Annotated in this window: 14 protein-coding genes and 1 pseudogene; 8 read left to right on the top strand and 7 right to left on the bottom strand. The window is 40.3% G+C overall.

What is annotated here, in order from left to right; translation table 11 throughout:
* Positions 1–2: 2 nt before the first annotated feature.
* From ACGEDC_RS11985 to ACGEDC_RS11970, 4 genes are all read right to left on the bottom strand, one after another.
* Positions 3–1,112, bottom strand: a complete 1,110-nt coding sequence (locus ACGEDC_RS11985) for a GGDEF domain-containing protein (RefSeq protein WP_394493437.1) — start codon at positions 1,110–1,112, stop codon at positions 3–5.
* 260 nt (positions 1,113–1,372) lie between these two features.
* Positions 1,373–2,980 (bottom strand): alkyl hydroperoxide reductase subunit F, encoded by a 1,608-nt coding sequence (gene ahpF, locus ACGEDC_RS11980; RefSeq protein ID WP_394493435.1) that lies wholly within the window; start codon positions 2,978–2,980, stop codon positions 1,373–1,375.
* A gap of 204 nt (positions 2,981–3,184) precedes the next feature.
* Positions 3,185–3,754 (bottom strand): alkyl hydroperoxide reductase subunit C, encoded by a 570-nt coding sequence (gene ahpC / locus ACGEDC_RS11975; protein WP_055022675.1) that lies wholly within the window; start codon positions 3,752–3,754, stop codon positions 3,185–3,187.
* 180 nt (positions 3,755–3,934) lie between these two features.
* Positions 3,935–4,678 (bottom strand): spermidine synthase, encoded by a 744-nt coding sequence (locus ACGEDC_RS11970; RefSeq protein ID WP_394493432.1) that lies wholly within the window; start codon positions 4,676–4,678, stop codon positions 3,935–3,937.
* A gap of 150 nt (positions 4,679–4,828) precedes the next feature.
* Here ACGEDC_RS11970 and ACGEDC_RS11965 point away from each other — a divergent pair, with 150 nt between their 5' ends.
* Entirely contained in the window at positions 4,829–5,386 is a 558-nt protein-coding gene (locus ACGEDC_RS11965) for a mechanosensitive ion channel domain-containing protein (protein WP_080914888.1), read from the top strand.
* A gap of 103 nt (positions 5,387–5,489) precedes the next feature.
* Here ACGEDC_RS11965 and ACGEDC_RS11960 read toward each other — a convergent pair whose 3' ends face one another.
* Both ACGEDC_RS11960 and ACGEDC_RS11955 read right to left on the bottom strand, forming a co-directional pair.
* Positions 5,490–6,227 carry a dienelactone hydrolase family protein gene (locus ACGEDC_RS11960; protein WP_394493429.1) on the bottom strand — a complete coding sequence of 246 codons (738 nt, stop codon included), beginning with the start codon at positions 6,225–6,227 and terminating at the stop codon, positions 5,490–5,492.
* A gap of 98 nt (positions 6,228–6,325) precedes the next feature.
* Positions 6,326–7,315: a 2-hydroxyacid dehydrogenase gene (locus ACGEDC_RS11955; protein ID WP_055022679.1), complete on the bottom strand. Its 990-nt coding sequence runs from the start codon at positions 7,313–7,315 to the stop codon at positions 6,326–6,328.
* Between the two features lie 188 nt (positions 7,316–7,503).
* On the opposite strand from ACGEDC_RS11955, the gene ACGEDC_RS11950 reads away from it, so the two are divergent.
* The 5 genes from ACGEDC_RS11950 (at position 7,504) to ACGEDC_RS11930 (ending at position 14,042) form a co-directional block, all read left to right on the top strand.
* Positions 7,504–7,923 (top strand): hypothetical protein, encoded by a 420-nt coding sequence (locus ACGEDC_RS11950; protein ID WP_055022680.1) that lies wholly within the window; start codon positions 7,504–7,506, stop codon positions 7,921–7,923.
* 36 nt (positions 7,924–7,959) lie between these two features.
* Positions 7,960–8,250 (top strand): hypothetical protein, encoded by a 291-nt coding sequence (locus tag ACGEDC_RS11945; RefSeq protein WP_055022681.1) that lies wholly within the window; start codon positions 7,960–7,962, stop codon positions 8,248–8,250.
* 128 nt (positions 8,251–8,378) lie between these two features.
* Positions 8,379–9,056, top strand: coding sequence for a bifunctional tRNA pseudouridine(32) synthase/23S rRNA pseudouridine(746) synthase RluA (gene rluA, locus ACGEDC_RS11940; RefSeq protein ID WP_055022682.1), 678 nt, complete (start codon positions 8,379–8,381; stop codon positions 9,054–9,056).
* A 394-nt stretch (positions 9,057–9,450) separates the two neighbouring features.
* Positions 9,451–9,912: a transcriptional regulator AsnC gene (gene asnC, locus ACGEDC_RS11935; protein WP_055022683.1), complete on the top strand. Its 462-nt coding sequence runs from the start codon at positions 9,451–9,453 to the stop codon at positions 9,910–9,912.
* 254 nt (positions 9,913–10,166) lie between these two features.
* Positions 10,167–14,042, top strand: a complete 3,876-nt coding sequence (locus tag ACGEDC_RS11930; protein ID WP_394493425.1) for a S8 family serine peptidase — start codon at positions 10,167–10,169, stop codon at positions 14,040–14,042.
* A gap of 69 nt (positions 14,043–14,111) precedes the next feature.
* Here ACGEDC_RS11930 and ACGEDC_RS11925 read toward each other — a convergent pair.
* Positions 14,112–15,418 (bottom strand): annotated as a pseudogene (locus tag ACGEDC_RS11925) (anaerobic C4-dicarboxylate transporter).
* A 548-nt stretch (positions 15,419–15,966) separates the two neighbouring features.
* Here ACGEDC_RS11925 and ACGEDC_RS11920 point away from each other — a divergent pair.
* Both ACGEDC_RS11920 and ACGEDC_RS11915 read left to right on the top strand, forming a co-directional pair.
* On the top strand, positions 15,967–16,527 hold the full coding sequence (locus ACGEDC_RS11920) for an outer membrane beta-barrel protein (protein ID WP_394493423.1): 561 nt from the start codon (positions 15,967–15,969) through the stop codon (positions 16,525–16,527).
* Between the two features lie 1,116 nt (positions 16,528–17,643).
* Positions 17,644–24,819, top strand: coding sequence for a LamG-like jellyroll fold domain-containing protein (locus ACGEDC_RS11915; RefSeq protein ID WP_394493421.1), 7,176 nt, complete (start codon positions 17,644–17,646; stop codon positions 24,817–24,819).
* The last annotated feature ends 84 nt before the right edge of the window (positions 24,820–24,903 follow it).

Genomic DNA, 24,903 nt, shown 5'->3' with positions numbered 1-24,903 from the left:
AGTTAATAAGCAATATTATTTCGAGTCGTCGCTTTAACTTCGTACAGCTTATCATCAGCTTGCTTGATTAATTGTTCTGCATTGATCCCGGGTTGCCATTGCGCAGCCCCTTGAGAGACAGTGACATACTCGCTCACCAAAGAGTCTGGGTGCTGAAATGCTAATTGGTTAAGGCGTAACTTAATATTATTAGCGACTTCAACTGCGCCTGCTATATCGGTTTCTGGAAGCAACACAATAAACTCTTCTCCACCATAACGAGCACAAACATCTCTCGGCCTTTTAATCTGATGTTTTAATAACTTTGCCAGCTCAATCAAGCATTCGTCACCACGCTTATGGCCTAAGTTGTCATTGAGTTTTTTAAAGAAGTCTATATCCATTAGAATGATTGACATGGCCGAGCCACTTCGCTCGCAATGCTGAATTTCTTTGATTAACATCGCATCAAAATAACGTCGATTACTCAGCTTGGTCAAACTGTCTGTTAACGCTAATTGATTGAGTTCATTCACTAAGCGCTGATTTTCAACATCTTTAAAAATCGACTTCCTAAACCATTTTTCAATGACTTGCTGACCTGAAATGACAATCCCAAGAAAGCTCAACATTTTCATTATTGGGAAAAACAACTCATCAGCAAAAAAGAAAACTCTCACCGATGCCATATAAGTCGACATGATGAGTACAGCGAAAAGCAATAAACGACGGACAGGAAAAAATGCGATAGATAAAGCAAACATCATTAAATGCAATATTGATTCTACTTTTCCCTGAGCAAATGGTGCTGATAATATCAACCAGTTACAGACTGTGATCCAACATAAAAGTAACGCCAATATATAACGATAGAAGCGGCCGTAGTCATTTATCTTTTGCGACGAAGGAAGAGAGAAATCACGCATTGTGCCGTAAAGCGATACCAATGCTAATGGCAGGATACTAATCAGTGTGAAGGTGAAATTTAGCTCTGGAATATTCAACAATCGAGTAATGGCAATCACAACCGCTAAAATAAAGCTCAGTACACTTAACCAACGACACCCTTTGGCAATGTATTGCTGGGTTTCAAAGTGTAACTGTTGCTCAAATGTCGGGGTTGTTTTTTGCATCTTTCACTTATGTATGAGGACATCTCAATTGATTATAGCGACTTTCACTCCTGTTGCGACATGCTTTTTGCTTTTAATTTAACCAGCACTTGAACTTAAACAACAATAGCTTACATAGTATTGCCACTTGGTTTAGACACTTCACTGTTAACGCTAAATTTTCTCGCCAAACAAAAAAACAGCTAACAAAGTTAGCTGTTTTTACTTTTTCGATATTTTCTAAAGTAACCTAAAGGCTATCGCCTGTTTGTGGAGGTGACTTATGCAGCAACGGTATCAGAGTTCAATGCTTTCTCAACAGTATCATCAGTTGCGTTATCTGCTTCATCACTATGACGAATCAAGTAATCGAATGCCCCTAATGATGCTGTTGCACCACTTCCCATCGCAATGATAATTTGCTTGTAAGCTGAGTTAGTCACATCGCCAGCTGCAAACACTCCGGGAATAGATGTCTCACCTTTACCATCAACAATAATCTCACCACGCGGAGTTAAGTCTACGGTATCGGTTAGCCACTCTGTATTGGGTACTAAACCAATTTGAACAAAAATACCCGCGAGTTCAACATTATGAGATTCGTTAGTGCTGCGGTCAGTATATGTAAGACCCGTTACACGCTTACCGTCACCCAAAACTTCAGTGGTCATTGCTTGAGTAATAATGTCAATGTTGCCCATTGAATTAGCTTTACGCTGCAAGACTTCATCAGCACGTAAACTAGCGTCAAATTCAAGTACGGTGACATGTTCAACGATGCCAGCTAAGTCAATAGCGGCTTCAATGCCGGAGTTACCACCGCCAATCACTGCAACACGCTTACCTTTAAATAATGGGCCATCACAATGTGGACAATAAGCTACACCACTACCACGATACTCTTGCTCACCAGGTACATTCATTTCACGCCAGCGTGCACCCGTTGCTAATAAAATGGTTTTACTTGTTAGCTTAGCGCCACTTTCAAGTTCTAGTTCAAATTGTTTACCCGACTTTAATGACAAAGCACGTTGATTATCCATGATATCGACATCATAATCTTTAACGTGTGCTTCAAGGTTAGCCACTAGCTTAGGGCCTTCTGTTTTAGACACTGAAATAAAGTTTTCAATGCCAACAGTTTCAGCCACTTGGCCACCAAACTTATCGGCAACTACGCCAGTGCGAAGTCCTTTGCGCGCTGCATATATCGCAGCTGACGCGCCAGCAGGGCCACCACCAACAACTAAAACATCAAACGTTTCTTTGTTATTTAGCTGTTCAGCTTTTCTTGCTGCTGCATTTACATCTAACTTGTTTAAGATTTCTACAACAGAAATCGCGCCAACAGAGAACGGCTCTCCATTCATATACACTGTAGGCACCGACATGATATTGCGGTCATTAATTTCATCTTGAAATAATGCGCCATCAATCATCACATTAGTAATATTTGGGTTGATCGCAGCCATCATATTCAACGCTTGCACCACTTCAGGACAAGTCTGACAGCTCAACGACACATAGGTTTCGAAATGGAATTCACCAGGTAAATTTTGGATCTGTTCGATCACATCGGCATCTAATTTGATCGGATGACCACCAGAGTGCAGTAACGCAAGCACTAAAGAGGTAAATTCATGCCCCATTGGTAAACCAGCAAAGGTAATATTTGATCCATTTTGTGGATTTTTAATGCTCATTGACGGCGTTCTATCCGACGTTTGCTGCTGTAAACTCACTAAAGATGATAAACCTTCAATATCTTGAGCAAGTGATAACAACTCTTGAGACTTAGAGCTTGCATCTGCTGACACGACAAGTTCAACTGGGCGCTTGAGGTTTTGCAGGTAGGTATTCAGTTGATTTTTAATATTCGTATCTAACATACGTGTGCTCCTGGAAAATAAAATGAGATTGAGCAAAAAAATTGTCAATCTTAGTATCTCTGCATGGTGATGAATCACACAGAAATCGGGATGCCTAAGATTGACCGGAGATGATTTGAAACAGGCTTGCTAACCTTTGTTAGCAATATGGCTTACTCAGATGATGAGATGAGTAAGCCATTATGACGTATTAAGTCTGTAAGCTTAGATTTTACCGACTAAGTCAATTGATGGAGCAAGTGTTTCTTCACCTGGCTGCCATGCTGCTGGACAAACTTCGCCGTCGTGTGTTGCTACGTACTGAGCAGCTTGAATTTTACGTACTAGCTCTGATGCGCTACGACCAATACCTAGGTCATGTACTTCAGCAACTTTGATTTCGCCTTCTGGGTTCATTACGAATGTACCGCGAAGTGCTAAACCGTCTTCTTCAATCATCACACCGAAATTACGCGTGATTGCACCAGTTGGGTCACCAATCATTGGGTAGTTGATTTTGCCGATAGTGTCTGAGCTTGCGTGCCATGCTTTGTGAGTGAAGTGAGTGTCAGTAGATACTGAGTAAACTTCAACGCCCATTTCTTGTAGCTTAGCGTAATGGTCTGCCATGTCGCCTAATTCAGTAGGACATACGAAAGTAAAATCAGCAGGGTAAAAGAATACTACTGACCATTTACCTAGTAGGTCTTGCTCAGTCACTGGTACAAATTCGCCATTGTGAAATGCAGTAGCTGAAAATGGCTTGATTGTAGAATTGATAATTGATTGAGTCATTGTGTTACTCCGATAATTTAATTAAGTGTGTCGCTGTATCTGTTTGATGGAATAGATAATAGCGAGTCTTTAAAATTAAATATAACGGGTAAAAACTATCACCCTAATCGGTTTTTTAGAACAAAGACAGATAAAAGACTTGGGTTATCGGATTTTCCGAATCACTGATATTAAACTTGCTTATTCCCATTGGATAAAACGTGTTAGCGCCCGTCCAACTGGATAATCAAGCTGTTTGGATAATTGCTGCACATGTTGCTTATTGACTGCACTACCAAAAGAGTGTGGCTGCTTACTAGCATACACAACCCAATTACCACCACCGGTTAATGTTGCATAAACATTTGCAAAGTGCATAGACAATGTCTGCTTTAATAGTTCACTTTTGCTATGCTCTTTCCAGCAATTGAGTACCAAAAAACCGTCAGTTTTTAAGCTTTGATGACAATGGGCAATAAACTCCACTGTAAGTTGTTTTTCATCGACGCCTTGCTCTATGTACATATCCGCGAAAATAATATCTACGCGTTTATGATTACCTTCAGCAAGAAATGCGGTGCCATCTTGATGAACCAAATTCAACTTTTTGCCAATTGGCAACTGGAAAAATCGTTTAGCAATATCAATAACAGGTGAACGCAGTTCAACAGCGGTCAATTTTATGGCTGCATCATAACGACGCAAAGCATGAATTAACCCACCGCCACCTAAACCTAATATGATTGCACTTTTAGGTTGACTAAAAAGCAATACTGCTAACATCGCTTGAATATAGGTATGCTGAGGAATATGGGGCTGGGCTTTAAGGATTTTACTTTGCTCGTCATTGTCACCAAAGGACAAAATTCGACATTCATTGTCTTCTAAGACATAGATAGGACCGATCTCATCACTAATATGATGTAACTGCTGATAATCTGACATGGAACTGACTCTGGTATACCGTCAGCTAATTTCAACCTGACGAATTTGGTTGCAAGAAAGACAGTTTACAGGATAAATTCAAACTCACATCATCTTGACTTCAAACTTAGCTTAAATAAGTCGGAACTTGACGCATTAAAGTGAGCCACTATGACAATTCAAATCCTAATTTGCGCTATTTGCATTGCTGTATTTATCTTTATACAGCAACAGCTGAAGCAATTTATCAGCCAACAAGCCAAGAAAAAACAGGTCAATGAAGTACGCAGCCGTTTAGTGACAAGACTATTAACTTACCTACTCTTTTTTATTACTGCATCCATTATGGCTGTGTCATTAGGATTGGGGTACCAAGAAGTCTCGTTATTTGTTTCATCTGCCTTTGCCGTTTTGGGGGTTGCGTTATTTGCCCAATGGTCAATGTTAAGCAACATTACTGCAGGGGTACTGATTTTCTTTGCATTTCCGTATCGAATTGGCGATAAGATAAAAATCGTGGATAAAGATGAAGATATGACAGGGGTGATTGTCGAAATCAGTTTATTTCATGTGATAATTAAACGCGATCAAGGCGATATGATGACTTACCCGAATAACCTTATGCTACAAAAGGCAGTCATAAAAATACCTAAAACAGTGAAGGAATCAAACTCATCTACAGAGAAAAACGCCTCTCAATATGTCGATGAAGATATCACGCCTGATTAGCTTTACACATTGGCCTAATAAAAAATGCGCCACATGGGGAGCTCCCATAGCGCATTCATTAATTAAGCTATCTTCACGAGTGCTATCGCATCTGTGTATCGGGTTAATTTAATAAGCGCTGAAAAAATGCCACAGCTTGTAAATACATTTGCAATGCCAGTGCCGCATCATAACGTTCACCTTCATCACGCATAAACGCATGCTGAGCATTGACTTCTTGCCAGCTAAAACTCACGCCTTCTTGCTCAAGCTTTTGGTAAATCACTTTGCGCCCTTCACTAGACACGTGAGGATCTTGCTTGCCAAACACCAAGGTCATTTCACCAGCAATATCCCCCGTGCGGGTAAGTGAATCATTCAATGCTTCACACGGTAAGGTATTGGAATGTATGTCTGTAGGATACAAGCAAAAAGCGCCACTGATATCCGCATTCAGCGCTGCTCTATATGCTAAATGCCCTCCAATACACACTCCCATAGCAGCGACTTTACTGGTGCAATAGGCTTGGCTACGAGCAAAATCCACCATTGCTTGCGTATCACTATCATGATGTTCTAAGGGCTTTGCAAATTTATCCGCATTGCCTTTATCTTTACCAATATCATCATAATCAAGCACGGTACCAATCGGGTTTAACTCGTGAAAAACCTCAGGAACTAGCACGACAAATCCGTGCCCAGCAAGTATTGCTGCACTGCGAGCTATAGGTGCTGTTTGCTGAAAAATTTCAGAGTAAAAAATAATTGTCGAGAACTGTCCTGCGACATCTGGGCGATAAACGTAGGTGCGCATCACGCCTGTTGGCGTGTCAATATCATGAACTTCCTTGGTGATTATCATATTCCCTCTTTTTAGTCAGTCTGAGTGCTGGTTTTATTAACATGTGTAAACGTTGAGCATTACCTAACATAATGAGTCTCACCATGTTTACTTACGATCTAATTTAATTCGTTAGCAGAATGCTGCCCTGAGAGTAAGTCGGTGACATTTTTTAAGGTTGTCGAGGCAATTGCATTAAGCGCCTCATCAGTTAAAAACGCTTGATGACCAGTGAAGATAACATTGTGACAGGCTGACAGCCGTCTAAAAACATCATCTTGAATTATTTCGTTGGACTTATCTTGAAAAAAGAGTTCTTTTTCATTTTCATAAACATCCAAACCTAATGCACCAAGTTGCCCCTCTTTTAGCGCTTCCATGGCATCGATTGCATTTAACAATCCACCACGTGAAGTATTAACCACCATGACCCCTGTTTTCATTTTATGAAAACTTTGAGTACACAGCATATGATGATTATCTTCAGTCAATGGGCAGTGCAAACTGATGATGTCACATTGAGGGTACAATTCATCGAGACTGGTATAGTTAACTCCTAAATCAATCACTTGCTGATTAGGATATGGATCGTAAGCAATCACCTTACAGCCAAAACCAAGCAAAATCTTAATCGTAGCAATGCCTATTTTCCCAGTGCCAATAACACCGACGGTTTTACCATGCATGTTAAAACCCACCAAACCCGATAGGGCAAAGTTGGCGTCACGAGTGCGTTGGTATGCTTTATGTATTTTCCGGTTCAATGTCAGCATAATCGCAATAGTATGCTCTGCAACCGACTCGGGAGAATAAGCTGGTACATTGACGACAGTGATTCCTAATCGATGCGCTGCATCTAAATCCACATTATTAAATCCGGCGCAGCGCATTGCGATAATTTTTGTGCCACCTTTAGCCAGCTCTACTAACACTTCTTCGCACAATGAGTCGTTAACAAATGCGCACACCACTTCAAAACCATCAGCCAATTTAACGTTTTGCATGCAAAGTCGATAATCGAAATATTCAATGGTTGCACCAAAATCTTGGTTGATTGCATCAAAGTGCTGAATATCGTAATTTTTGGCACTGAAGAAGCCAATTTTCATGTCATTGTCCTTAATAGAAAGCGTTACAACGGCTTATACTTGAAATCAAATAAGTAAATCGGATATCAAGGTTGCGCATTTTTATCACATCAGCATAGCAATAATTTAGAGTTTGCTATAGATCGCTATTCATTCGAAATGAATTTGTTAAGCTGATACGTCAATAACTGACCAATTACGTATTTTCTATGTCTAAAAAGCAGCAACAAGAAGTATCAGAATTTCAATTTTGGATCCAACGCCTCGGAAAAACCAGTTTACGCGCCTTGCATATTGTTGGTGTCGTCGGTGCCGGTGGCGGTCTGCTACTGGGTATAGAGCAAAGTGAGTGGCTTAACTATTGGATCATAGCAATGGCCAGTGGTGTTGCCCTGTTTGCATGGGAAGTTATTCGCGATTGGCGCTGGTTAATTCAATTAAAAGGCGTATTAACCATCTGTAAAATTTTACTCTTGTTGCTATTTATCCCAATGGCAAATTGGAAGCCTGAGATCACTATCTTTATTGTGCTGTTATCAGTGGTGGTATCTCATGGACCTGCTGGGCTTAGACATTATTCTGTGGTCCATCGAAAAGTAATACATGGCAAAAAGGAAATTAAAGGTTAATCTAGTAGTATCTTTTGTTGCTATTAAGGTTATAGGATGTTTCCTTATCCAGAACAATATCGGTTAGCTGCACCGCCGCTAACCACCAGTTTTATGGTTTTTTGGGCACTGTTTAGTCACAGTATTTTTGCTGATGCTAGCCCGTTTGCCCTCTATCCGCTACTGTCATTATTTCCTTTAGTACTCATCGCGCATGTGTATTTAATCTGGAATGCTCAAGGTATGTCTCGATTAGATCAAAGCTTTTATGCCTTGGTTCATGTTCCTCTCGCTTTTGTTGTTTGGACTTTTACCATTATGCACGTTAATGGCAACGCTTTTTCTTAATACAAAATTTAACGATTTGATTTAAATAAAGGCTGAAATTGTCATTTAGCCACAAAGGTAGCGAGAACAACTTGCACAAATATGGCGGCAAAGGTATCTTTGCCGCGCATTTACGTTAAAGGCTTACCATGGCAGATTTCATTTACCTTCCTCCAACCGATCCTTGGCTTGATATCATTCACGAAGATAAAGACATTATCGTACTGAATAAGCCTTCAGGATTGCTATCTATTCCTGGAAGAGAAGCTCAATACCATGACAGCATATATAGCCGTGTGCTTGAGAAGCACCCCAATGCACAAATTGTACATCGCTTAGATATGGCCACATCTGGGGTTATTGTCGTTGCACTGCGCCGTAATGCAGAGCGTGAGTTAAAACGTCAGTTTCGAGATAGAGAAACGGCCAAAACCTATTACGCAAGAGTTGCGGGCCATGTGAATCCTGCGATTAAGCAAGTGGATTACCCGCTGATTTGCGACTGGCCAAATCGCCCAAAACAAAAAGTGGACCATAAGTTAGGTAAGCCCTCATTAACCTATGTAGAAGTCATCAGTTACGCCAAACAATCTACCTTAGTTAAACTCACGCCCATTACAGGTCGCTCTCATCAACTAAGAATTCATATGATGGCAATAGGCCATGTCATTTTAGGTGATGGTTTTTACGCTGATCCACTCGCCAAAAGATTATCAACACGATTATTACTGCATGCTGCAGAACTTTCGTTTAATCATCCGTATCATCAGCAAGCGTTAACCTTTAAAGCCGAAGTGCCATTTATAGAACCTATTAATGATCAATAATTAGGGCTTAATTAGCGATAAAACCGAGATATGATCGAGTACTCAATCATAGATTGTTGCACTGTCAGCCCTATGACTATTGCTATTGCTATTGCTATTGCTATTAATATGGTTCCCCTTATTTGACTCGCTTGTTTCTTTTACTTAGGTCTCTTACTGAGTTCTCATACTTAGTTTTCCAGCTTACTTGTCTTTACTACATACTCTGCATCGTTATTTTAATGACTTATCTCTAGATAGTTGTCGATAGTCATATTCAAACTCACCTCCTCGGAAGCCACTTAATCATAGAAGGGGTATTCATCAAAATGACTTCATGAGAAGTTTTTGATGGCATTTATGTATATTTAGCCTTAAATTAATAATTAATTGTAACTAAATTAGGCATTTTAATATGGAAACCCCATTTCAAAGAGATCAGCTCGATAATCAAATTCTTGAAGCATTGATGGAAGAAGCCCGCACCCCTTTTGCTGAACTGGCGAAACGGTTTGCCGTCAGTGCAGGGACGATTCATGTCCGAGTAGAAAAAATGAAACAAGCAGGCATTATTACTGGAGCAAGGATAACAGTAGATCCTAAAGCTTTAGGCTATGACGTTTGCTGTTTTATTGGTATCAATTTAAAAAGTGCAGGTGATTATCCTGCTGCCATATCAAAGTTAAATGCCCTTGAGGAAGTTGTCGAGGCATATTATACCACTGGTAATTACAGTGTTTTTGTAAAGGTAATGTGCCAGTCTATCGATGGATTACAGCATGTTTTAATCAATCGCATCCAGTCAATTGATGAAATTCAATCAACAGAAACGTTAATCAGCCTACAAAACCCTATTGTTCGTGGTGTTAAGCCTTAGTCCAAAAAATAATGGCTTATAACTTACTTTATAATGATATACCACTTAAGAGATAGTTAAAATTCATAATAATTTTGCAAATTTGTAACACCTTTGGTTACCTTTGTTAAAGTTTTGTGTTAAAAAGTCGTAGAGTGCATCGAAGAATGCGCCATACGCATTATAAACAAAATTATAAAACAGCATTACCACCGACCTAGTCTCTACCCTACACATGCTTGGACGTGGTCAATGCTTTAACCAAGGAAGAAGTTGTGAAGACTAAATTATCTATAGCTATATCAGCAGCACTATTATCAAGTGCTAGCTTTGCAAACACCGAAATGACAGGCAATAAATATGAATTAGAAATATTGTCTAGTAATCAATACAGCAAACCAGCTGTCAGCCCTATCAATGTAACTGCACCAAAACGATTTATCGTTGAACTATCTTCTCCTGCGGTAGCATCATACCAAGGCGGTACTCAAAATCTTGCTGCAACAGCAGTAACTGCAAAGGAAGCCAAATTAGATATACAATCTGCTGCTGTTCAAAATTACGCATCACATCTTGCTAATGAACAGAAAGCATTTTCAAATGCACTCAATAAAATCTCTGCCAACAGTAAAGTAGAGCGCCAATTCAAAACTCTTTTCAATGGCGTAACAGTCGCAGGTCAAAATTTAACTGTTGAGCAGTTAATGGCTATTCCTGGGGTTAAATCTGTTTACCCTGAAACTATGTATGACATCAGCATGGATGCATCGCTTCAAGTTATTAATACTGAAGCAATGTGGACAACTGTGAATGGAATGGCAAATGCAGGTAAAGGCATTCGAGTTGCAGTTATCGATGGTGGTATTCGACCAGAAAACCCAATGTTTGCCGATGAGGGTTTTGAAGCACCTATGGGTGCCATGCCAACTGATGATTACTGTTCAACAACAGATGAGTCATTCTGTAATAACAAACTGATTGTAGCACGTTGGTCTCAACCGACTTTTGAAGTCTGTCCTGATGAATACATGAGTCCACTAGGTTACGGCGGTCACGGTACACACGTTGCTGGTACAGCGGTAGGTAACTTAGTCTCTACCCAATTTAATGACATTGATGTTGAATTATCAGGTGTAGCTCCAGCAGCATACTTAATGTCATACAAGGCGTTATATTCTAAAGCAGACTGTTCAGGTGGTAGTGGCTCTAACATCATGTTAATGGAAGCGTTAGAGCATGCTGTTAATGATGGCGCTGATGTTATCAACAATTCTTGGGGTGGTGGCGCTGGTGCGGATCCTGCCAGTAGCCCATATAAAACCATGTTTGAAGCAGCTGAAGCGGCGGGTGTTGTCGTTGTTTCTGCAGCGGGTAACGATGGTAATGGCGCAAGCACTATTGGTTGCCCTGCATGTATTGAGTCTGGTATTGCTGTAGCCAACAGCACAACAGGCCGCTACTTTGCCAACAGTTTCAATGCTGGTGGTGAAGACTTACTCGCAATACCTGGTTCTGATACGGTTATCGAAATGGATGTTACAGCACCTGTTGTTGCTGCAATAAATATCGATGAAGCTAATTTTGAAGGGTGTGATGCTTTCCCAGTTGATAGCTTTAAAGACAGTATCGCATTAATATCTCGAGGTGCTTGTGCATTTTCGTCGAAAGCTGAAAATGCGATGAATGCAGGTGCAAGTGCACTTGTAGTATATAACAGTAATCCTGGTGCACCGATTACCATGTCTATGCCAGGCGTTACATTCCCATCGGTGATGATTTCAAATGGTGATGGATTAGATATTATCGATGCTATGGGCGAAACAGCAACCGAAGGTACTGTTGGTTCAGAAATTAAGCGTTTAATGGTACCTGAACTAGCTGATACCATTAATAGTTCTAGCTCACGTGGACCAAACGGTAACCAAAATATCTTAAAGCCGGATATTGCTGCTCCAGGTACTAATATCTTATCAGCTTACTCGCCTGATGATGGTGGACTAGATTTCAATATGATCTCTGGTACCAGTATGGCAAGCCCTCATGTTGCTGGCGCTGCAGCAATGATGCGTCAATTACATCCTGATTGGTCTGCAAATGATATTAAGACCGCACTAACATCAACTTCAACTGTTGATGGCATCCTAGATGATGATGCAACTACTGCAGCTTCACCGTTTGCAATGGGTGCGGGTCGTATGGATTTAGATGCTGCAGCTAAAGCGGTATTAACTTTCGATAAGCCTTCAATTGCTGCTGATTCATGTGTTGGTCCATGTACTTTCACTCGCACGGTTTACAATAAGAGTGAAGAAGACACCTCATGGTCATTAGCCGCAAGCTCTGATTCTGCAGGCATCATGGTTTCTCCAAGTACTTTAGATATCCCAGCTGGCGGCTCTGCGAGCTTTATGGTCACAGTCGATTCTACTTTTGCAGAATATGGTGATTGGATATTCGGTAATGTGATGCTTTCGAGTGCATCAGGCATGCAAGATGCTCATTTACCTCTCGCAGTGTTAGCGCAAGAGTCTAGCGACTCTTCATTGATTTCTGTAACTTCTGATGATGCAGATTTGACGACTTCAGATGATATGGAAATTTCAGCAGTGCTCAACAACACGATGTTTGAGAATACTGTTACCTTCACAGCAATGGCACCTGAAGGTTCCATGTTAACCTCTGAAGATGATGTATCAGTTACTTTAACCAATGCTTCTCAAAATGGTTTTAGTGTAAACGAAGAAACTGGTGTAATTACTTGGGTTGGAAGTTTAGAGCAATCTGAAATGTCTATCGAAGCCTTCACTGGTACTTATCCAAGTATTTTTGATGCAGATTTAGCATTTATTCCAACATGTGACGAAGGCTGTGATGAAAAATCATTCACTTATGAAGGTCTTCCATCATTCAAATATAATGGTTCAACTTACGATACGATTACGATTTCAGACAATGGTATTGTTTTAGTTGGTGGCGGTAATACAGGCGGTACTTGGAATAATAAAGAATTACCTGATAGTGCTAACCCTAATAACATTCTTGCTCCTTTCTGGTCAGATTTTGATTTAAGTGATGGAACTGCAACTGATACTGGTGGCGGTCAATTAGGCTTAAACATTATCGAACTTGAATCAGGAACCTTCATTGTTGTTGAATGGAACGATGGCCAATTATATGCCGACCCATCTGGTACGGCATATTCATTTAGTGTTTGGATTAAGACTGGTGATGTTGAAGATGTTTCATTTAACTATCTAGATATTCCAAATATGCCTGCTAATGTATCTATTGGTGCAGAAAATATAGGTGGCACGATTGGTTCTACTTATTACTACAATGGCGAAGGAACTGCGGTAACTAACGATGACTACCTTCAAGTTGTTTCATCAGCTGCTGGACAAGTCAAAATTGACTATAAAGCAACAGCGGAAGATTTCGATCTTGGGTATATGGACAGCTCAACTACAGTTGAAGAAACAGCTGTTACATTCAACGTTTTAGAGAATGATACAATGCCAGCTCAAAAAGTGGCTCGCTCTAAAGTGACTGGTGATGGAATAACAGCCTCTGCCCAACGCATTATCAATATTGCCGCGACAGGTGATCTTGGTATGGTGAAAATTGTTGATGAGCCAGCAAATGGTACAGTGACAATCACAGAGTCTGGCGAAGCAACTTACACGCCTAATAAAGATTTCTTCGGTAAGGATATGTTTACCTACTCAGCTACAGACGCTGCAGGTACTGTAAGCACTCCAACTGAAGTAGTGGTTGATGTAACCAATGTTAACGATGCACCGACTGTATCCCCTTCAGCCAGCAAGATCTTAGTAGGTCTGGAAGCAACGGTTAGTTCTGGTGCTGCTGATGTTGATGGTGACTCGCTAACATATGCTTGGACTCAAACAGCTGGACCTGTAGATGTATCTTTCGATAGTACAGCCAAAGATATTAGCTTTGTTTCTACTAAAACTGGTGTCTATACCTTCACTGTCACAGCAAATGATGGCGAAGCAGATAGTACTACTGAACAAGTTTCAATAGATATTCTTTCTGCTCCTGACCTTAAGGATGACAGCGGCTCTATGGGCTGGTTAACTACGCTTCTTCTTCCTTTAGCGATGTTCCGTCGTCGTAAAATGAAGTCATAATCGTTATTTAACACTTAACGTATAAAGCCCAGCATATGCTGGGCTTTTTTATGTCGATTGACTTATCAGTTAATGGTTAATAACCAATGTCGAGATAAAGTAGCCCAATACGGTTGCCGTGGTGACACCGATAAATCCTGGCACTAAAAAGCTATGATTTAACACATACTTACCAATATTTGTCGTACCTGAGCGGTCAAAGCTAATTGCCGCTAAATCACTTGGGTAGAATGGGAAAAAGAAGTAAGCATAACAAGCAGGTATAACACCAATTAACACAGGTGCGGGTATACCTAATGCAAATCCCAACGGGAACATAATAGTTAATACTGCCGCTTGGCTTTTAAGAAAAATAGATGCCATAAACATAGCAATCGCAAATGACCAAGGGTAGGCGCTCACTAAGTCACTTAATGAACTCACTAAGTAGCTTTTATGATGTCCAATAATAGTGTCACTCAACCATGCAATACCAAAAATAATCACCACAGCCGTCATACCAGCAGTAAAGACATTACTATTAACAATCTTTTGTGGCGAAACCTTGGTTGCCAGTAATATAACCGCACCAACAGACAACATCATGAACTGTATCGCTACAGACATTTTTACGCCTTCTGGTAGCAATTCTTTACTGAACATAGCTAACACAATAACAGATAAAATCCCGGCCAAAAATAATGCTAAACCTCTTTTGGCAATGCTATCGGTATGTGCCTGATCGTCAGTTTCAACCTCAGGATCAATCAGATTCTGACGAAATTCATCATCTTTAAGACGCTCTTGAAATGCTTCATCTTTATCTAAATCTTTACCGCGATTTAAACTCCAAGCACAACCTGCTAGTACACCAATTAAGGTTGCTGGAATAGTAACTGACAGCACATTAATCAAACTAATATCAAGATTATTATCCATTGCAGTGGCCATGACCACAGCCGCAGCTGCTGCAATTGGACTTGCCGTAATTCCCATTTGCGATGCAACTGTAGCCATAGCGAGTGGACGTTCTGGTCTAATTCCCTTTTTATAAGCAACATCATAAATAACAGGCAATAATGGATAAACTGAGTGTCCAGTTCCCACCAATACAGTTAAAGAGTAAGTACATAAAGGGCCAAGAAAAGTAATTTGGCTTGGATGCTTTCTTAATAATTTTTCAGCATATTTTACCAGTAACTTAAGACCGCCAGTCGCCTCTAATGTTGCTGAAGCTGCAACTACAGCCAGAATAATCAGCATGACACTGACAGGGGAGAGCCTGGTGCAATACCAAATACAAACGCCAGCACTGACACACCTAAGCCGCCTAACAAACCAAAAGCGACGCCACCATGACGGATACCGACAAATATCACGACCAATAACAACAGCATATGAATATAAAACATTAGCTAAATCTCCTTAGCAAACATTGAGTAATCTATGGCAACTCCAGCCATAATAGTAAAACCTAGTATTAATACCCTATTGATATAAGGGATTTGTATATCAAGTAATAAACACTAAAATTCGTCGTCAAGAGCTAATTGAATCGTTATCTTTTTGGTTAGCCCTCAGATTGTTTATACAACAAATAACTAGCTGCAAATATAAGCCACAAACGATACAGTGACCTCGCGCATAGAATTCTTAAAGTAAGTTATAAATTTGTGATCTCTCAATATTTAAGTATTCCATCAAGTAAATATTCTTGTTTAAAATCAGCTTAATTAAACCAATGTAAAGCCAGTTTTTCTGCCTCACACTCAATGAAAGAGCAATCACTAATTTCAATTATTAGAAACCAATTATGAATTATTTTTTACTAGGTTTTATTACTTCAAAAACTCACTAATTAATTTCATTCAGTTTTTATACAGCAAGTGAGGCTTATAGTGGCTCCAACAAAAACGAAATAATGATTAATACCTTGGAGTGAATTATGAAAACTAAACAACTTATTTTAGCTGGTGTAGTAACGTCTATGATGTCAGTACCAGCAATGGCATCAGATTGGTTTGTCGGTGGTGCTGCTGGTTATCAGAAGAATGCTTACGAGTTAGACTCTTCAGTCGATGGTGCTAAAGAGAAAGAAAAAGATATGGCATATCAACTTCGTGTTGGTAAGTATATTAACGATAATAGTCGTGTATATGGTACTTATGGCTATAATTCGGAAGATATTGGTAAACAGCAGAACTTCTTATTATCTTATGACTACCTAGTACCACTCGGTCAAAGTAATATGAACTGGTTCGTTGGCGCCACGGCTGGTATGACTCACACTAGTATCGATGCAGCTAACTTAGATTCGGGCAACAATTTTGTTTGGGGTGGCCAAACTGGCTTCATGTATAACATCAATGATAATTGGTCTACTGAAATAGGCTACCAATATTTAAAGCAAGATTATGAAAAAGATGTAGGTAATGGAGCAAACAATAGCACATTCTCATTAAATGATACTCAACAAGTTTATTTAGCGATTGATTACAAATTTTAGTTAAATATAGTTTAAAAAGAATAAAGGACAACTTAGGTTGTCCTTTATTATTTGTATCTCTATCTCAAACTTCATTATCAATAAAAATACTCAACATTAAAGCACCATTTTAAAATCTGAGTATTTTTACCATTTAAACATCCATCTATTTGTTAAACTTATTTTCAATATTTAATTAAATAATAACCATTAAATATTTTTCAGAAATTATTCATTACACCTGCATCACAGCAATAATACTATGTAGTTTAGGCTGGATAAAAGGTGAAGTAATTGCAAAAATCTCTCGCAGTAAAGATCCCTTTTACGAGTTAGGCATTAATGCAGGCTATGAAAAACAACACAACTTGAATCATGGTATTTTGGAGCAATAATGCAGCCTAAATAGTTTCCACGACATGTTTGGAGCATATAACAGTTTGTGTTTGCTGAAAGTTGTAGGCAAACTGAAACGGAAGCAAAAAATGACTCAACTGATTTCTCAGCTTTAGCATTTTCGCTTATCGCTTATACCTTTCGCTGAGCTGAACTATTCTCTTTTAAATCGTAAAAAGCTTCAGTAATAGCACTATCACAACAATCTAGACTCAACTTACTAACGGAACAAGATTGTGTTCCTTCATAAATCCGAGATAATCAGCACTAGTGTTTAGGTTACCTTGGTCACTATTATACCATTACCTTTTCTTATGATTGACGTTGATAAACAACCTTCAACATACAAAGTTGCTAAAGATAAAAAACTTAAGAGTTTTTACACAGACTTTATCACACCTCCCAAATATTTCCATTTGACGAGTTAACACAGCATGATAATAGGTTATTTCTAAATAAATAATTAGCTCAGCGATTTGCTATCTAGCAAACTGCGGGAAATGAAAAATACGTTAAAAAACCAAAGAAAATTTTTTGAGAGTCACTTTTAAACAATACCTGAACACAAATACCCCTATCTCATTTATTAGTGCAAATTACTGCTTTTTATATTCCCACAATCATTACAAAACCTAAAAATTAAATAAACACCTTCTAGGCATTTTTATTCCACATTTGATTCACAATTGATTGTTACTCTCGCAACATTGCGATGTGTTACGGATGTGTAGAGAGTAAAATATGAATAAGAAAAAGATCTTAAACAGTCTATTGCTAACCTATGGTATTGTGCCATATGCTGTACTGGCGTCCTCCTTACCAGCACAAGTTTTCAATGTAGATGAAAACTCAAAAATCAACTCAACAATTGGCACCATTTCTTTCCTTGATGGCGTATCAGATAAAACGGTACGTTTAGAAGTAGGAACAACCGAAATCAAAAACTGGGTTACAAATGGCGAAGCATTTGAGCCTATCTCGTTTTCATCCAACTTTACGCAAACGCCGATTGTATTTGGCCAAATTCAATCGAATAGTGATTATACGGTTGAATATGAAGTAAGTACCTACTCTTACTCTGGCATTACAAGCAAGAACAATAACAGCTTACTGATGCGCCATCGCATAGACAATGTCAGCGCATTAGGCTTTGAAGCGGTACTTGAGTCTGAATTAGACAAAAAAGGCACCAGTGTTATTCAAAGTTTTCTTGATACTGGTGAAGGTGAAACATTAGGTTGGATCGCATTTGCTGAACCTATTTCTGGGGTCATAAACGACAAGCCAATCGAGGTGGCAAGCACAGGTGAGGCTGTCACTCATGAACCCTATGGCCACGCATTCAGCGCACCATTTACTGATAATCCAGTCATGTTAACGTCGTTAACCTCATACAATGGCAACTCACAAAGTGGTGTTGCGATTGATGAATTATCTCCGAATAAAGTTAAGGTGCATATTGATAACCTTGATGATGACGCTCATGCGACGGAAAACGTCAGTGTATTTGCCGTGCAGGGTACAGGTTTCTTATTCACTGAAACCATGGCTATCGTCGGTGAAACAGGTGTTATTACCGTATCTGATACCGACAAAGACAGTCCATTTTCTATCAACTTTTCAAAGTCTTACAATAATCCCGTTGTGTTCGTACAAGCGGTTGGTAAAGACAAAGACATTTATGACGCGTCGGTACGTTTAAACTTTGTCGCACCTATGGGCCTGCAAGGTTATTTGCACTCAGATAACGAAAGCGTACTACCAAACAGCTTTGGCGAGTTTGAACTACATTACCAAGTTTTTGAAGTCGGCCGTTGGGATATCCCACTTGAGCATTACACCTATGAAATTGTTTCAGGTAACGACGCTGGCGTGTTCACCATTGATGCAATAAAGGGTGACGTCAAAGTAGCGGACCAAAAACAATTAGACTTCGAGTTAGGTAACAACCAATATTCATTGACTGTTCGTGTTACCGATGGGGCTGGTAATCAATATGACACGCCAGTAACTATCAATGTTAATGACATTAACGACTCGTTAAACAATAATGCGCAATCCATCGACGGATTAAGTGCTGATGAGTGGACCGGGTGGGCAGTTGCGCCTGCAGGTGACGTTAACGGTGACGGCTTTGACGATATTATCGTCGGCTCTCCGCAGTCTGATGTGCTAACAAATGATGGTTCTTTTGTTTTAGAAGATAACGGAGCGGCATATGTTCTGTTCAGTGATGCTACAGGTACGTTCCCGTCATTAATTGAGGTTCGAGGTGGTACTCGAGGTTTCGGCATCATGGGGGCGGCCTCTGGCGACAACGCTGGTTTTGCCGTTGCAGGTGGTGTTGATATCAATGGAGACGGTTTATCAGACGTGGTTGTTGGTGCGCCATATTCGAGTATAAATGGTAAAGAATCAGGTTCGACCTATGTCGTCTTTGGTAAGACAGGCACCAACTATGTGCCGCTATCAGATTTAAATAACGGTGGCAGTGACGATGGTTTTGCAATTCACGGTGCGTACGAGGACGACTTAGCTGGTGGCTCTTTGGTGGTTGGCGACGTTAATGGTGATGGCCTTGGCGATATTATTATTGGTGAAACGGTCACTCGCTACCTAGCGGGCACAGGCTCATTTACATTAAGAGACTTATTAGAGGATGCTTCTCCAGATCCAAATCTTGCCTACGTTGTTTACGGTAAAACGAATAATGACGTGGTTCAGTTAGCGAATGTCGCAACAGACTACAACGAACAAGGTTTTGCGATTACCCGTCCTAACCGAAAGCTATTCAGCGATTGGAAATACGGCGCACAGGTATTGCCTACTGGTGACTTTAACAGTGATGGTTTAACTGATTTTATCGTTAGTCATGGTTTATACGTGGACTTGTCAGGCACAAGTTATGTGGTAAATGGCCGCATTGGTGGCGAGGCAGTTAAATATAACAACATCAAGTCAGCTGGAAATGGCATAAAGATTGTTCCAGAAGGAAGTGGTAATTTCGGCTTTGACTTTGGTGACGCAACGTTAGATGCATTGCCATCGTTTACTACGTCACACGTGGGTGATGTAAATGCTGATGGTGTTGACGATATCGCCTTATTGCTGACTGACACTGGATGTTGTTCTGCTATTGAGCATCCTCGCGCGTATATCTTATTTGGTGGTGTAAACGTTGCTGATGAAATTAACCTAGGTGACATTGCGAATGGCAATGGCGGCTTTGTTATTCACAACGATGCGTCAAATATCGACCACCACCAATTACAAGTTATTTTAGGTTCAATTGGCGGGGCTGGTGACTTAAATGGTGACGGCTATGACGACATCATCATTGGTGACCCGTTCGCAGAAGACAACAAGGGCCGTGTCTATGCAGTATATGGTCGTAAAGGTACTGAACCTGTTTACCTAAATGAAATTATTGAAACGAGCCAAGGTTTTTACTCGGAAGGTAACGGTGGCGAGCAGTTAGGTCAGTTCATCGCGAGTGCAGGTGATATCAATGGCGACGGTATCAAAGACATTCAATTTGGTACACCTTCTTCAAATAAAAACAACCTAAACAATACAGGTGCCGTCTATGTGCTTAATGGTGACGGTAATTTAGTTACGCTTTGGGGTACTGATGGTGATGATTCAATCACAGGGTCTGCAGCGGCAGACAACATAGCGACGGGAACCGGCGATGATGTAATTCGCACCAACGGCGGTTCAGACGCTGTTTATACCGGTCCTGGTGAAGACGTCATTTACATATCAGACAACGACTTTACCCGTATTGACGGTGGTGGTAACACTGATACCTTAGTATTTGATGGTTCAGGCATTCACCTAAACCTTGCTGCTACAGCTTCTCGTGTGCGTAACGTTGAAGTGTTTGACATCCGCGGCAGCGGCGCAAACTCCATTACCCTTAACAAAAGCGTCAGCAGCAATTCAAACTTACGTATTTTAGGTGACGAGAATGACTATGTAGGGGCAGCGAACAACCAGTGGGTTGACTCAGGTACAACGCAAGTTATCGACAACGTAACCTACAACGTATTTACGGCAGGCTCTGCCATTATGTTAGTGCAAGACGTTGTCACAATTACCGTAAATAACGCGCCAACCATTGAAGCACAAGCATTCACGATGAGTGAATCAGCCGCTAGCGGTACTGCGATTGGTACTATTGCCGCCGATCCAAACGATGTTGGCGACTTTGTGACGTTCCAAATCTTAAGTGGAAATACTGATGGCGATTTAGTGCTTGATGAACAAACAGGGTTGTTGAGCATCAGTAATACGATTTCCCGTTTAGACTTCGAGAATACGTCAACTTATTCTTTAGAAGTGATTGTTTATGACCAATATAACGTAACGGATATCGCGACGATTACCGTAAACGTATTGGACATGGATGCAATTACTGTCAGCTTTGACGGTGACGTCAGTGGTGAAGGCAGTTACTGGGGTGAAAATACAGTACTCGAATTACTGGGTATGAATTCACCTGAGTGGGCCTCTACAGAAACCAAAATGACGTGGACGCTACCTGATGAAGATTCAGGTGCGGCAACATGGCCTGCATTTAGAGTGCAATCTGCCGGTAAAATTCACTATGTTGGCGGTTTAGATGTATTTGGTGGTTGGGTTGAAGCAGATATTCCATTAACAATGGACTTGAAATTCCCCGATGAAATCCAAGTAGGTCAACCTGTCAACTTAACAACCTTGTTTACCGTTGATCAGAACGCAAACTTTATGGCGTCTTCTCCAGGAGTGGAAATTTCTGCAGAATTAATTGTGGAAGACTTCTTTATGAGTTTTGAGTCGGAAGTATTCCCCAATATGAACGACACAACAAAAATCGATTATGGTTCGGTGTCGAAAAGCGTTGGCGCGGAATCGTCTGGTGTTTATGGCGACAATTGTGCCAATGCCCTGAATCGAGCTGATTGCTATAAGTTAGACGATGATACAGAGGTATTTGATTTAACACGTGCATTAACCGATGAGAAAATAACGGCACTGATTGATGGTCATTTTTATGAGTTGTCTTTAGCAACAGCAATCTACCAAGCGAAACAAGTTAGCTCAGTTATCACATTCGACACCAGCATGGTGAATGGCGACTATCTTGTTGATGTGGTCTATGCACATGTTGGTGCAACCGACGGTATTGAAATCATCAGTGACGACATTTCAGATCCTACGGCAACAATATACTCATTCACTCCAGCGGAAAAAACTAATGAAGAGATTGCGTTATTTATTAAAAATTTAACGCGTGAATCATTAGCTGCAGATGTGCAGCTTACCGCAAGAAAAGCGATTGAAAAAGCAATTAACTTAGAAGTAGACAAATTACGCTTTCTTGCTGGGCACGATTTAGAGAATTGGGTCGCAGAAGAAATTTACTGGGGTAAAAATTGGACCCAATGGCATGCCAAAGCTGGTATGCAGGCAGTTGAAGGGGCAACTGACACCTGTATTGAAGGCTTCTTCGCACCTATAGGTGAAGACTTATACCGCAGCTACAAGTTCAATACCTTAGATACCTTTGTAAGTTTCACATTCGATTTGTATCAAGACTTTGAATTGAATATTGAATCTGCCGCTATTTTAGTGTTAGAAGATGGTACTGAGATTTATTTCGATCCTGAAGAAGACATAAGTTTCACACCTGAACTCGCACACGATGTTGACAACGACGGTATGATTGACGCTGTATTAACGGTCAACACTGAATCGAACTTCGTTAACAAGAGTAAAATGGCAAGCTCATTGAAAATGCCATTTAAGTTCTTAGAATTTGAATACAACGTGCAAGAAGCAGTATGTACTGCTGCTAATACCTACTTGATGGGCAAACAAGGCCTTCAGTACGAAAAAGGTTCATACGGCCCATTAATGGATACCGAATACGTTGTACCATTTAGAGAAACTGATTTTGGTGGCTCTACCAAAATTACGTTAGCGCAAAACACCTACACAACGCAGTTATCTTTTGATTTGTGTAACGAAGGTGGTGTGTGTGGCGAACCGGTACTGTCATACAAAAATAACGCACCAACGGCATCTGGTATCACCGTAGCAGGTGACTATATTGGTAAGTCAACATTGTCTGCGACGTACACCTATAGCGATCCAGAAGATGATATTGAAGAGTCATCAAATTATCAGTGGTATCGTTCTGCAACAGGCAATGACACCGATGCACAAGTTATCGGCGATGAAGTTTATGAGTCATATACATTATCGACAGAAGATGTTGATAAATACGTAGCATTTTGTGTAACACCTTATGATGGTACGGATTTTGGCAACCCAACATGTTCTCAGTGGACTTACATTGAAAGTCCGTATTCACAAGACTTATCGATAAAAAATGGTTTTGGTGATTCGATCGCATTTAATGGCACTGATCAAGCGATGGTTCAAACCATGAACGCAGGTTTCAATCCAGACAGTTCGTATACGTTGGAAGCTTGGGTGAAAGTGAATTCATTGAATGCTGAAGATAATTCAAATTTAGTGACCTTCTCTGAAAGTGACAGTAACTCTAAAGCCGCGGTTAGAATATTTTCTGACGGTGGCTTACGTATTAAGGCGACTAACACGACCTTTAAATCAACAGAAACTGTTACGATTGGACAGTGGCAGCATTATGCCATTAGCTATGACCAACCAACGCAACAGCTATCTGTGTATTTAGACGGTGAATTAATCATCTCTGAAGTTGATGCGGCTGACTCAAGCGACGTTTACTTTGTTTGGGCTTCAGGTAATGACGGTGTTAGCAAAAAGCTCGACGGCCAAATTGATGAAATCCGCATTTGGAATCAAGCGCTTTCACAACAGACTATTACAGCGAATCGCGCATTAGGTGTGTCATTAAGTGATCCGAATTTAGTGTCTTACTACAATTTCGACAACTTAGTTGATGGTGAAGTAGTAGACCTAACAAGTCAGAGTACAATGACATTAGTTAACTCACCAGAGCTTGAAAAGCATGATGCTTATTTAACCTTTGATGGAAATGCTGACTACGTACAGATCGCTGATGCTAGTGATGGTTCAATTGATTTTGCTGGTGAGAATTTTACCATTCAAGCTTGGATTTATTTAGAGCCAGGTTCAAATAACTCAAACCGCAATATTCTAGCGAAGAAAATTTCTGCAAATGCTGGCTACAAAGGATGGAGTTTAAGTATTGACGACACTAACCGTTTGAGCTGGCAACATAATGCTTACAATGATGGTGCGAAGACGTACTCAGTTGGAACCACTTTTAAAACAGATCGTTGGTACCACGTAGCAGTTGTTGCCGATTGGGAAGGAGGCAAGATTAAAACGTATGTTAACGGTAGCGAACAAAATAGCTCCAGTAACGGCTTAGGCACCAAACGTAACTTAAGTAACCACGTACCAATGCGCATTGGTGCATACAGCTCTACCAATACCACATCAAACACCTTTAAAGGCAAAATCGATGATGTAGCCGTTTGGACACGAGCATTGTCTGCAGACGAGGTTAACGCGTGTAAAGATGTGATGGAGTTGGGCTGTGAACAAGACTTATTGCTATATTACGATTTCGAATTAGAAACGCGCAAAAACAAAGCAAGTAATAAATACAACGGCACTATCTTTGGCGCAATAACGGTTGAAAATGGCCTTAACTTGTCATTTACAACAGGTCACGACGAAACATTTACCGGAGCGTTGCCTATCAGTGAAGGCATTGAATTTAACATTGTAGATATACCAAGCAATGGTGAGTTAGTGTTTAGTCACTACACAGGCGAGTTTACTTACACACCTGACGGTGACAGTACGGTGGCAACAGATTCATTCACGTATATTGTTTATACAGCCGATGATAGAGAAAGCCTCAAAAAAGTGGTCACGATTAACCGCCAGTAATCGTTATTACTAAGCAGGAAAACGCTCTAGAGCTAATGCCAGTCAGTAACACTGACTGGCATTTTTTATTAAGGTAATGGGTCT

It is taken from the genome of Shewanella sp. ENK2 (assembly GCF_043568515.1).
GTDB classification, from domain to species: Bacteria; Pseudomonadota; Gammaproteobacteria; order Enterobacterales; family Shewanellaceae; genus Shewanella; species Shewanella japonica.
The sequence above is the reverse complement of the archived record's forward strand: the minus strand, read 5'-3'. Positions and strand labels throughout refer to the sequence as shown.